We start from the raw sequence: 10,735 nt of genomic DNA on the forward strand, positions 1-10,735 counted from the left end.
CTCGCCCGCTTCGTCCGATCCGAGCGCCTGAAGCATGACCCCCGAAACCGAAGCCGACGCCCTGTTGATCGAGCGGGTCAAACTGGGCGACGTGCGGGCGTTCGAGATGTTGGTGGTCAAGTACCAGCGCCGCATCGAGCGCCTCATTGGGCGCATGGTCCGCGACACCGATCTGGTTCAGGACATCGCCCAGGAAACCTTCATTCGCGCCTACCGGGCGATCCCGAAGTTCCGCGGCGAAAGCGCTTTCTACACCTGGCTCTACCGCATTGCCGTCAACACCGCCAAGAAGGCGCTGGTCGATCTCAAGCGCGACCCGCTGGTAACGGAGTCGGCGCGCTTCGGGCGCGATGACGACGGCGACGAAACTTCCCGCGTCGAGAACGAACTAACCGACGGCGAAACCCCTGAGGCGTTGCTGGCTTCCAAGCAAGTGGCCGCCGCAGTGAACTCCGCCATAGAAGCACTGTCGCAAGACTTGCGCCAGGCGATCACGCTGCGCGAGATCGACGGCCTGAGCTACGAGGACATTGCCACCGTGATGAACTGCCCGATCGGCACGGTGCGCTCGAGGATTTTTCGGGCCCGCGAGGCGATTGCCGAGCGGCTGCGTCCGTTGCTGGACACGCGCGCGGGCGAGCGCTGGTAGGCGCCGGATTGATGGAGTGGTGCGATGAAAGAAGCCGATAACCTGTCGTCGATGCAGGCGCTTTCAGCGCTGGCCGACGGCCAAGCCGATGCTGCGCTGGCCGCATCGCTCAGTGTCGCGTGGCGCGATGAACCGGGCGTGCGCGAACGCTGGCATGCCTACCACCTGATCGGCGATGTGCTGCGTTCGGACGACTTGGCCGCTTGCGGCCATGACGCCGCCTTCTTGCAGCGGCTGCGCTCGCAGCTCGAGCGAGAACCGGTCGTGTTGGCTCCTTCGACCGTCAGGCCCTTTGCGGAGACGGCGACGGTGAGCCGGGCGCGGGCGGGCGGCGGCTTGCTGCGACGTTGGGCCACGCCGGCTGCGGTGGCGGCCGGCTTCGTGGCGGTGGCGGGCGTGCTCACGGTCACGCGCATGCCTATCGCGCCTGACGCCGCCGGCCCTCAATTGGCGCAGGCTACCCCTTCACTCGCCGTGCCGGGGGTGCCTGGCCTGGTCGGCCCCGTCGCGGTGGTCGATACGGCGCCCGAGCGAGAAGAGTCCGTCGGCGGCGTACTGATCCGCGATGCGCGCCTGGACCAGTACCTCACGGCGCACAAGCAGTTCGGGGGCAGCTCGGCGCTGGGGGTGCCTTCGGGCTTCCTGCGAAGTGCGACCTTCGAGCGTCCCAGCGCCGCACCGGGTTCGCGCTGAGCATGCTGGCCGGCTTGGTCTCGACGGGTCTGCGCGCCGCGCCGGCGCTGCTGCTGGCCGGAGCGGTCCTGCTGGCGCCGTCCGTGCAGGCACAGGCCAACTTAATCGAGCAGCCGCGCGACGCCATCTACTGGCTTGCTCGCATTCACGACGCAGCCGGCGAGCGCAATTACCAAGGCACCTTCGTGGTCAGCGCGGGCGGCTCGGTGGCGAGTGCGCGCATCGCGCATTTTTGCAGGGGCGACAACCAGTTCGAGCGCATCGAGTCGCTTGACGGACAGCAGCGTCAGATCTATCGCCACAACGAGGTGGTGCACAGCTTTTGGCCGCGCGAGCGGGTCGTGGTGGTCGAGACCCGCCAGGCGATCCGCGAGTTCCCCGCGCTCCTGACCGCAAGCGCGGAGCGCATCGTCGAACACTACGACGTCGAGCCGCTGGGCGATGGCCGTGTTGCCGGTCATGAAGCGCATGTGCTGCTGCTGCGGCCCAAGGACGGCTGGCGTTTCGGCTACCGGCTGTGGGCGGAAAAACGCTCCGGACTGTTGCTGCGTGCGGAAGTGTTCGACGCGCGCGAGGTCGTGCTCGAGGCCTCGGCCTTCTCCGAACTGATGATCGGCGTGAAGCCGCAGCCCGAGCGGGTGCTGCGGGCGATGAAGCAGCTTGAAGGCTTCGATGTGAGGCGGCCGGTGCTGAAGGCCGCCGATCCGGCCGACGAAGGCTGGGCGTTCAAGCAGATGCCGCCTGGCTTTCGCCACGTCAGCAGCGTCAAGCGGCCGATGACGGCACCTGCTGCGCCCCGCTCCGCGGTGCAAAGTGAAGGTGCCGACGACGCAGCGGAGCACTCTGCCCAAGTCTTTCAAAGCATCTACTCCGATGGCCTCACCCACGTCTCGGTTTTCATCGAACCCTATGACGCCGGCCTGCATCGCCGCGAGATGCTGATGGCGATGGGCGCCACGCAGACGCTGGTGCGCCGGCAAGGTGACTGGTGGCTCACGGTAATCGGCGACGTGCCGCCCGTGACCTTGCGTGCGTTTGCTGACGGACTCGAGCGGCGCCGTTGATGGTTTTCTGATTTGCGGTGCAGGGTTCCCCACACCGAGTCGTTCGTTCCTTTGTTCGCGAGGTGAAGATGAGAACCACAAGCCTGATTGCCCGCCCACGGCTTCGCGGCGGGATATGCGCACGTGCAGGAGGGATGATCGCCGTCCTGCTGATTCTTGGCGCGACGGTGCTGCCGCCCGCGCAGGCGCAGCCTACGCCCACCGTGCTGGCGCCTGCAGTGAGCGGCCTGCCGGACTTCACCGAACTGGTCGAGCGTGTCGGCCCGGCTGTGGTGAACATCCGGACCACCGAGCGCCGTGCTGCGCGCGGTGCCGCACGGCCGGAGATGGACGAGGAAATGCAGGAGTTCTTCCGCCGCTTCTTCGGCACGCCGCCCGGTGAAATGCCTGGCCCGCAGCAGCCCGGGCCGCGGCGCGGCGTGCCGCGCGAAGGGCAGCAGCCGGAGGAAGAGCAGCAGCGCGGCGTCGGCTCCGGCTTCATCTTCACGCATGACGGCTTCGTCATGACCAATGCGCACGTGGTGGCCGGCGCAGACGAGGTCTATGTGACCTTGACCGACAAGCGCGAATTCAAGGCCAAGCTCATCGGCGCCGATCGGCGCACCGACGTGGCGGTGGTCAAGATCGAGGCCGAGTCCTTGCCCTACGTGAGGATCGGCGACGTGAGCCAGCTCAAGGTCGGCGAATGGGTCATGGCGATCGGTTCGCCGTTCGGGCTGGACAACACCGTGACAGCGGGCATCGTTAGCGCGAAAGCGCGCGACACCGGCGAGTTCGTGTCCTTCATCCAAACCGACGTGGCCATCAACCCGGGCAACTCGGGCGGCCCGCTGATCAACCTGCGCGGCGAGGTGGTCGGCATCAACTCGCAGATCCTCAGCCGTTCGGGCGGCTTCATGGGCGTCTCGTTCGCCATTCCCATGGACGAGGCCACCCGTGTTGCCGACCAACTGCGTGCCACCGGCCGCGTCGTGCGCGGCCGCATCGGCGTGCAGATTGGCGAGGTCACGAAGGATGTGGCCGAGTCGCTCGGGCTCGGGCGCGCTGCCGGAGCGCTGGTGCGGTCGGTCGAAGTGGGTGGGCCCGCCGAGAAGGGCGGCGTCGAGGCCGGCGACATCATCACCGGCTTCGACGGCAAGAGTGTGGAGAAGTCGAGCGACCTGCCCCGCATGGTCGGCGGCACCAAGCCGGGCAGCAGGTCAGCGGTGCAGGTGCTGCGGCGGGGCAGTGCTCGCGACCTCACGGTCATGGTGGCCGAGATCGAACCCGAAAGCAGCCGTGTTGCCGCCCTTCCCGAAAGCAAGCCGACCCCGGCGCCCAGCGCAGTGGCGGGCGCGATGGGGCTAGTGCTGGCAAATCTCGGCGAAGATGCCAAGCGAGAGCTCAAGCTCAAGGGCGGTGTGCGGGTCGAGGCGGTGGACGGTGCCGCACAGCGCGCCGGTTTGCGCGAAGGCGATGTGATCCTTGCCGTGGCGAACGCGGAAGTCTTCGACGTGAAGCAGTTCGAGGCCGTGCTGGCGAAAATCGACAAGACTAAACCGGTGAACGTGCTTTTTCGGCGCGGCGAATGGGCTCAGTACGCGCTGATCCGTCCTGTCAAGTGAGAAAACGCGCGCCGGCACGGCGGTGTGCTGGCGTGGTGTTCTCCCAGCGCTAGCCATTGCACGATGTGACATCCGGGTCTGCCCAGAGTCGAGCGATCAAGTAAAACCGTCCGGAAACATTGCTTCATTCCCGCAAGCAGCTGCGGGAATCGAGGGTTTTTTTGGATGCTTTACGGGGGTGCGCTGCAAGATAGAACCGAAAGTCAATCGTCCATAGGACACTCACATGTGTTTGTTGATAACCTGTGGATATGTTTCCTGTTGGTGTGCTGCAACGACGCAAAAGCGAGCCGGTACGCGGTTTTGGAAGGGGACGATTTGGCTACAATGGGGTCCCAACAAAGCAGTTGCCATACGTTTTTTGTTGGAAGGCGCGTCACCGGTTTGACGTGCCTTTTTTTTATGCGCGCCACGGCCTCTCGAGCCTTCCATGCGCTCGCGAAGAGCTCTCGATGCCGCGGGCACCGCACACGCGGCTCTTGCTCGAGGCGCCAACGAAGCACACGGGCCAGATGGACCACATTCGCAACTTCTCGATCATTGCCCACATCGATCACGGTAAGAGCACCTTGGCTGACCGGATCATCCAGCGCTGCGGCGGCCTGAGCGATCGGGAAATGGAGGCGCAGGTGCTCGACTCGATGGACATCGAGCGCGAGCGTGGCATCACCATCAAAGCACAGACGGCGGCGCTGACATACAAGGCGCGCGATGGGCGGATCTACCAGCTCAACCTGATCGACACGCCGGGCCACGTCGATTTCTCCTACGAAGTGAGCCGATCGCTGTCGGCCTGCGAAGGCGCGCTGCTGGTCGTCGATGCGAGCCAGGGCGTGGAGGCACAGACGGTCGCCAATTGCTACACCGCGCTCGATCTGGGCGTCGAAGTGGTGCCAGTCCTGAACAAGATGGACCTGCCGCAGGCCGACCCGGAAAGCGCCAAGGCCGAGATCGAGGACGTGATCGGCATCGACGCCGAACACGCCATCCCCTGCTCGGCCAAGACCGGAGAGGGCATCGAAGACATCCTCGAAGCGGTGATCGCCCGCATGCCCGCGCCGCGCGGCCACGCCGAGGCCGCACCCCGCGCAATGATCATCGACTCGTGGTTCGACAATTACGTCGGCGTCGTGATGCTGGTGCGCATGGTCGATGGTTCGCTGAAGAAGGGCGACCGCATCCGCATGATGGCCACCAACACGGTATATCCGCTCGAGCAGCTTGGCGTGTTCACGCCCAAGTCGGTGCCGCGGGAGGCGTTGAAGGCCGGCGAGGTCGGCTTCCTGATTGCGGGCATCAAGGAACTGCAGGCGGCCAAGGTCGGCGACACCCTGACGCTCGAGAAAAAGCTGCCCAACAACGCCGGACCAGCGACCGAGCCGCTGCCCGGTTTCAAGGAAATCCAGCCGCAGGTCTTTGCCGGTCTCTACCCGACCGAGGCCAGCGAGTACGAATCGCTGCGCGACGCGCTCGAAAAGCTCAAGCTCAACGACTCCTCGCTGCGCTACGAGCCCGAGGTGAGCCAAGCGCTCGGTTTCGGATTCCGCTGCGGCTTCCTGGGCCTGCTGCACATGGAGATCGTGCAGGAGCGGCTGGAGCGCGAGTTCGATCAGGAGCTGATCACCACGGCGCCGAGCGTGGTCTACCAGGTGCAGCTCGGCGGGCTGGAAGGCGAGGTGATCGAGATCGAGAACCCGTCGAAGATGCCCGAGCCGGGCAAGATCGCCGAGATCCGTGAGCCGATCGTCACGGTCCATCTGTACATGCCGCAGGACTATGTCGGCCCGGTCATGACGCTGGCCAATCTGAAGCGCGGCGTGCAGATGAACATGGCCTATCACGGCCGCCAGGTCATGCTGACCTACGAGATGCCGCTGGCCGAGATCGTGCTGGACTTCTTCGACAAGCTGAAGTCGGTGTCACGCGGCTATGCGTCGATGGACTACGAATTCAAGGAATATCGCGCCGCCGATGTCGTCAAGGTCGACATCCTCATCAACGGCGACCGCGTCGATGCGCTGTCCATCATCGTGCACCGCGTGCAAAGCCAGTTCCGCGGCCGCGCGGTGGTCAGCAAGATGCGCGAGGTCATCTCGCGCCAGATGTACGACGTTGCGATCCAGGCGGCGATCGGCGCCAACGTCATCGCGCGAGAGAACGTCAAGGCGCTGCGCAAGAACGTGCTGGCAAAATGCTATGGCGGTGACATCACCCGCAAGAAGAAACTGCTCGAAAAGCAGAAGGCCGGCAAGAAGCGGATGAAGCAGATCGGCACCGTCGAAGTGCCGCAGGAAGCCTTCCTTGCCATTCTCCAAGTGGACGACTGAAACCTCGATGAGTGCATTGACCGGGCTGCTTTACGGCGCCCTCGCGTTTTATCTGGGCGGCTGGTACATCGGCTCCTGGAGCGGCAACTTCTCTTTGCTGCTTTTTATCCTGACGCTCGCCACATTCGGATACTGGCTGGCGGAGCGCCTGCACTTCATGCCCAAGCGGGTCGCGGCGGCCTCGGCAATTGAGGCGCACGATACCCAGCGCCGCGGCGAACTGCAGCGCCAGGGGATCAATCAGGTCGATGGCAACGTGGCGGCCGCCCGTGAGCAGGTGCTGGCCCAACCGTGGTGGCTCGACTGGACGGCGGGCCTGTTCCCCGTGATTCTGGCGGTGTTCCTGCTGCGTTCCTTCCTGTTCGAGCCGTTCAAGATCCCGTCGGGCTCCATGATCCCCACGCTGGCCATCGGCGACCTGATCCTCGTCAACAAATTCCACTACGGCGTGCGGCTGCCGGTGATCAACAAGAAGATCGTCGACAACAACGATCCGAAGCGCGGCGACGTGATGGTGTTCCGTTACCCGGTCGATCCCAGCATTGACTACATCAAGCGCGTGATCGGGTTGCCCGGCGACGAGGTCGCCTATCTGAACAAGCAGCTGTCGATCAACGGTCAGCCGGTCGAGACCCGGCCACTGCCGGACTTCTACGACGAGGATTCGCTGCGCTACGCGCAACAGTCTATCGAGGTGCTCGGCGGCAAGGAGCACCGCATCCTGACCGACAAGGACCGACCGGGCTTCGTGATCCCGATGCCGCAGTTTCAAAAGCACCGCGACAACTGCCGCTATAACGCCGAGGGCGTGGTTTGCACCGTGCCGCCGGGACACTACTTCATGATGGGCGACAACCGCGACAATTCGCAGGACTCGCGCTTCTGGGGTTTCGTATCGGACAAGAACATTGTCGGCAAGGCTTTCTTCGTGTGGATGAATTTCGGTAACCTAGAACGCATCGGCGCATTCCATTGAGCCGGCATAACAAGAGGAGGACTTCGATGGCCTGTGCAGCGTCTGCAGCGGGGAGGGCGTCCGCAGCCGCGGTCCGTCGACAGCGGGGAGTCACCCTAATCGGTCTGTTGTTCTGGACCATCCTGATCGCTTGTCTCGGCTTGATCGCACTTAAAGTGCTGCCGACACTGAACGAGTACTTCACCATTCAGCGCGCCGTCAACAAGCTGGTGCAGTCGGGCGCAAGCACGGTGCCGGAGATCCGTACCGCCTTCGAGCGCCAGAAGGACATCGAGTACTCGATCACCTCTATCAGCGGGAAGGATCTGGAGATCACCAAGGAAAACGATCGCGTCGTGATCCGCTTCGGCTACGACAAGGAGATCGAGCTGGTCGAGCCGGTGTACTTGGTTATCAAGTACCGCGGTCAGTCGCAGTGAGGGCGGGCCGCGGCGCGGCAGCGATACGTGTGGCTTTCCGGTTTCTGCCGTGAGTGCCTCGAGTCCTGCCTTGGAGTCGCTACAAACCTGTTTCGGGCACCGCTTCATTGACGCGTCGCTGCTCGAGCGCGCGCTAACCCACAAGAGCTTGGGTGCTCACCACAATGAGCGCCTGGAGTTTCTCGGCGATGCGGTGCTGACAAGTGCGGTCTCCGGGTTGCTTTACCGGCTCTTCGAAAACTCGGCGGAAGGCGATCTGACCCGCTTGCGCGCTCACCTCGTCCGCGAAGAGACGCTGCACCGTCTTGCGCTCGAGCTGGGCCTGCCGTCCCTGCTGCGTCTTTCCGATGGCGAAGCCCGCAGCGGCGGCGCGCAGCGCGCCTCGATCCTGGCCGATGCGCTGGAGGCGCTGATCGGCGCAGTCTATCTGGACGGCGGTTTCGATGCGGCGCGCGTCATGGTCGAGCGGCTGTTCATGCCCCTGGTGACGGGTACCGAAGCGCCGGGCTGGAGCCGCGATCCCAAGACCGCGCTGCAGGAATGGCTGCAGGCGCGCCGCCTGCCGGTGCCCACCTATCGGATCGAGGAGACTCGCGGACGCCAACACGAGCAGTTGTTCGTGGTCGTTTGCAGCGTGCCGGCCAGCGGGTTGGAGGCGCGGGGCGAGGGCCGATCGCGCCGTGCCGCCGAGCAGGAGGCCGCGCGCAGCGCGCTCGCTACACTGGAACGCAGCGAGCTGCCCAGCGAATGACAGAACCGATTCCCCCCGCGATACCGGAGCCTGTCGTTGCGACGCAGCGTTGCGGCCTGGTGGCCATCGTCGGCCGCCCCAACGTCGGCAAGTCGACCTTGCTCAATGGGCTTATCGGGCAAAAAGTCAGCATCACCTCGCGCAAGGCGCAGACCACGCGCCACCGCATCACGGCGGTTCACACCGAGGGCGACACGCAGTTCGTCTTTGTCGACACGCCGGGTTTCCAGACGCGGCACACCGTCAAGGGTGCCGGTGCGCTCAATCGCAACCTCAACAAGACCGTGCAGTCGGTGCTGGGTGACGTAGACGTGGTGCTGTTCGTCGTCGAGGCCGGCCGCTTCGGACTGGACGATGCCAAGGTGCTGGCGCTGGTGCCTCCGGGCAAGCCGACGATCCTGGTCGCCAACAAGCTCGACCTCGTGCACCGCCGCGCCGAACTCGCGCCGTGGCTCAAGAGCATGCAGGAGCGCCATCCGTTCAGCCAGTTCGTCCCACTGGCGGCCACCGACGAGAAAGACGCGCGCCGACTGTTCGGCGTGGTGCAGCCTTACCTGCCCGAGCAGCCCTGGTACTACGAAGAGGGCACGCTCACCGACCGCAGCGAGCGCTTCATGGCCAGCGAGATCATCCGCGAGAAACTGTTCCGCCTGACCGGCGACGAGTTGCCCTACACCTCCACCGTCGTTATCGACCAATTCAAGGAGGAGGGCGCCTTGCGCCGCATCGCCGCAACCATCGTGGTGGAGCGCGATAGCCACAAGGGCATCGTCATCGGCGAGAAGGGCGACCGGCTCAAGCGCATCGGCACCGAGGCGCGCGTCGAGCTCGAGCGGCTGTTCGATGGCAAGGTCTTTCTCGAACTCTGGGTGAAGGTCCGCTCCGGCTGGGCCGACGATGCAGCGCGGCTCAAAAGCTACGGTTACGAATGATGATCGGATGAACACGCGCTATGGCGCGCGCAAGTTCTCCGTTGTTCATCCTTCACCGCTCCTGCCATGCCCCGGCATTCGCCCCAACTGCACCCGGCCTACCTGCTGCACCGCTACGACTGGAGCGAAACCAGCCTGATCCTCGATCTGTTCACCCGCGAACAGGGGCGCGTCGTCGTCGCCGCGAAGGGTGCGAAGCGGCCTTACTCGCAGTTGCGCTCCGTGCTGCTGCCGTTCCAGCGCCTCAACGTCAACTACGGCGTGCGCCGCGTGCGCGGCGAGGCCCCGTCCGACACCGAGGTGCAGCCGCTCAGGACGGCTGAGTGGGCCGGTGGCCCGGCCATGCTGGGTGGTGCGGCGCTGATGACCGGCTTTTACTTGAACGAGTTGCTGATGAAGCTGCTTGCGCGCCACGATCCGTTTCCCGTTCTGTTCGACGCCTACTCACAGACCTTGCCGGCTCTGGCGCTCGGCGAGGACCTTCACGTCGAGGCGGCGCTGCGCGCGTTCGAACTGGTGCTGCTGCGCGAAATCGGCCTGCTGCCGACGCTGGACATCGTCACGCTCACGCAGCAGCCGCTGCCACCGACCGCACTGCTTGCGCTGCGGCCCGAAAGCGGCATCGTCGCCGTTGCGCCCGGCGAGCCGGGCATCGACGCCCCGCGCTGGCGTGCGCTGCAGCGATCGCTCGACGGCAAGGATCTCGCCGACATTCAGCGCGCCTGCCTGCCGGCGCTCTCGGAACTCAAGCCCATGCTGCGCCAGCTGCTTCACTATCATCTCGGCAGCTCCGCATTGCGCACGCGGCAGTTGATGATGGAACTGCAGAACCTCGAGACCTGAACGATCGCCGCCATGAACCCGCTGATTTCCACCGGCCTCGACGGCCACCGCGGCGCCACGGCGCTGTCGGTCAATCTGAACAAGGTCGCGCTGCTGCGCAACCAGCGCACCCTGACGATTCCCAGCGTGACGCGCGCAGCATCCGTGGTGCTCGAAGCCGGCGCCGGCGGCATCACCGTGCACCCGCGGCCGGACGAGCGGCACATTCGCGCCCATGACGTGCACGACCTTGCGGCGATGCTGCGCAGCGACTGGCCGCAGGCCGAGTTCAACATCGAAGGCAACCCTTTCCACAACCTGATGGACCTGCTGCGCGAGTTGAAGGGCAAGGGCTTGCCGGTGCAGCAGGTGACCTTCGTGCCCGACAGCGCGGAGCAGGCGACCTCCGACCACGGCTGGAACCTGCCCACCGACGCGGAGCCGCTGCGCCCCTTCATCGACGAAGCGCGCGCGCTGGGCGCGCGCGTGAGCCTGTTC

General features: G+C 65.1%; 11 protein-coding genes. All 11 read left to right on the plus strand.

The features are described from left to right. Nucleotides 1–34: 34 nt before the first annotated feature. Nucleotides 35–649, plus strand: a complete 615-nt coding sequence (gene rpoE, locus H0W38_RS08050) for an RNA polymerase sigma factor RpoE (protein ID WP_292452730.1) — start codon at nucleotides 35–37, stop codon at nucleotides 647–649. A gap of 24 nt (nucleotides 650–673) precedes the next feature. Further along, a complete protein-coding gene (locus H0W38_RS08055) occupies nucleotides 674–1,342 on the plus strand; it encodes a sigma-E factor negative regulatory protein (RefSeq protein ID WP_292452732.1) in 669 nt (222 codons plus the stop codon). Nucleotides 1,343–1,344: 2 nt separating this feature from the next. Further along, on the plus strand, nucleotides 1,345–2,406 hold the full coding sequence (locus H0W38_RS08060) for a MucB/RseB C-terminal domain-containing protein (protein WP_292452733.1): 1,062 nt from the start codon (nucleotides 1,345–1,347) through the stop codon (nucleotides 2,404–2,406). 134 nt (nucleotides 2,407–2,540) lie between these two features. Further along, complete coding sequence (locus H0W38_RS08065) at nucleotides 2,541–4,010, plus strand: Do family serine endopeptidase (RefSeq protein WP_292452735.1); 1,470 nt, start codon at nucleotides 2,541–2,543, stop codon at nucleotides 4,008–4,010. A 512-nt stretch (nucleotides 4,011–4,522) separates the two neighbouring features. Further along, nucleotides 4,523–6,337, plus strand: coding sequence for a translation elongation factor 4 (gene lepA / locus H0W38_RS08070; RefSeq protein WP_292452746.1), 1,815 nt, complete (start codon nucleotides 4,523–4,525; stop codon nucleotides 6,335–6,337). 7 nt (nucleotides 6,338–6,344) lie between these two features. Next, nucleotides 6,345–7,313, plus strand: a complete 969-nt coding sequence (lepB, locus tag H0W38_RS08075) for a signal peptidase I (protein WP_292452737.1) — start codon at nucleotides 6,345–6,347, stop codon at nucleotides 7,311–7,313. 107 nt (nucleotides 7,314–7,420) lie between these two features. Beyond that, the gene (locus H0W38_RS08080; RefSeq protein ID WP_292452738.1) at nucleotides 7,421–7,732 is read left to right on the plus strand and encodes a DUF4845 domain-containing protein; all 312 of its coding nucleotides are present in this window, start codon (nucleotides 7,421–7,423) and stop codon (nucleotides 7,730–7,732) included. A gap of 70 nt (nucleotides 7,733–7,802) precedes the next feature. After that, nucleotides 7,803–8,483: a ribonuclease III gene (rnc, locus tag H0W38_RS08085; protein ID WP_292452740.1), complete on the plus strand. Its 681-nt coding sequence runs from the start codon at nucleotides 7,803–7,805 to the stop codon at nucleotides 8,481–8,483. Continuing rightward, on the plus strand, nucleotides 8,480–9,415 hold the full coding sequence (gene era, locus H0W38_RS08090) for a GTPase Era (protein ID WP_292452742.1): 936 nt from the start codon (nucleotides 8,480–8,482) through the stop codon (nucleotides 9,413–9,415). The genes rnc and era overlap by 4 nt, the downstream gene beginning before the upstream one ends. Nucleotides 9,416–9,481: 66 nt before the next feature. Next, the gene (gene recO, locus H0W38_RS08095; RefSeq protein ID WP_292452743.1) at nucleotides 9,482–10,258 is read left to right on the plus strand and encodes a DNA repair protein RecO; all 777 of its coding nucleotides are present in this window, start codon (nucleotides 9,482–9,484) and stop codon (nucleotides 10,256–10,258) included. A gap of 12 nt (nucleotides 10,259–10,270) precedes the next feature. Continuing rightward, nucleotides 10,271–10,735 (plus strand): pyridoxine 5'-phosphate synthase (locus H0W38_RS08100; RefSeq protein ID WP_292452745.1); only part of this gene is annotated, 465 nt, incomplete at its 3' end.

The organism is Methylibium sp. (genome assembly GCF_013817365.1).
Lineage (GTDB): Bacteria > Pseudomonadota > Gammaproteobacteria > Burkholderiales > Burkholderiaceae_C > Methylibium.

Coding starts and splice junctions, on each gene's coding strand:
- rpoE (WP_292452730.1), top strand. CDS start 35: ATGACCCCCGAAACCGAAGCCGACGCCCTGTTGATCGAGCGGGTCAAA.
- H0W38_RS08055 (WP_292452732.1), top strand. CDS start 674: ATGAAAGAAGCCGATAACCTGTCGTCGATGCAGGCGCTTTCAGCGCTG.
- H0W38_RS08060 (WP_292452733.1), top strand. CDS start 1,345: ATGCTGGCCGGCTTGGTCTCGACGGGTCTGCGCGCCGCGCCGGCGCTG.
- H0W38_RS08065 (WP_292452735.1), top strand. CDS start 2,541: ATGATCGCCGTCCTGCTGATTCTTGGCGCGACGGTGCTGCCGCCCGCG.
- lepA (WP_292452746.1), top strand. CDS start 4,523: ATGGACCACATTCGCAACTTCTCGATCATTGCCCACATCGATCACGGT.
- lepB (WP_292452737.1), top strand. CDS start 6,345: ATGAGTGCATTGACCGGGCTGCTTTACGGCGCCCTCGCGTTTTATCTG.
- era (WP_292452742.1), top strand. CDS start 8,480: ATGACAGAACCGATTCCCCCCGCGATACCGGAGCCTGTCGTTGCGACG.
- recO (WP_292452743.1), top strand. CDS start 9,482: ATGCCCCGGCATTCGCCCCAACTGCACCCGGCCTACCTGCTGCACCGC.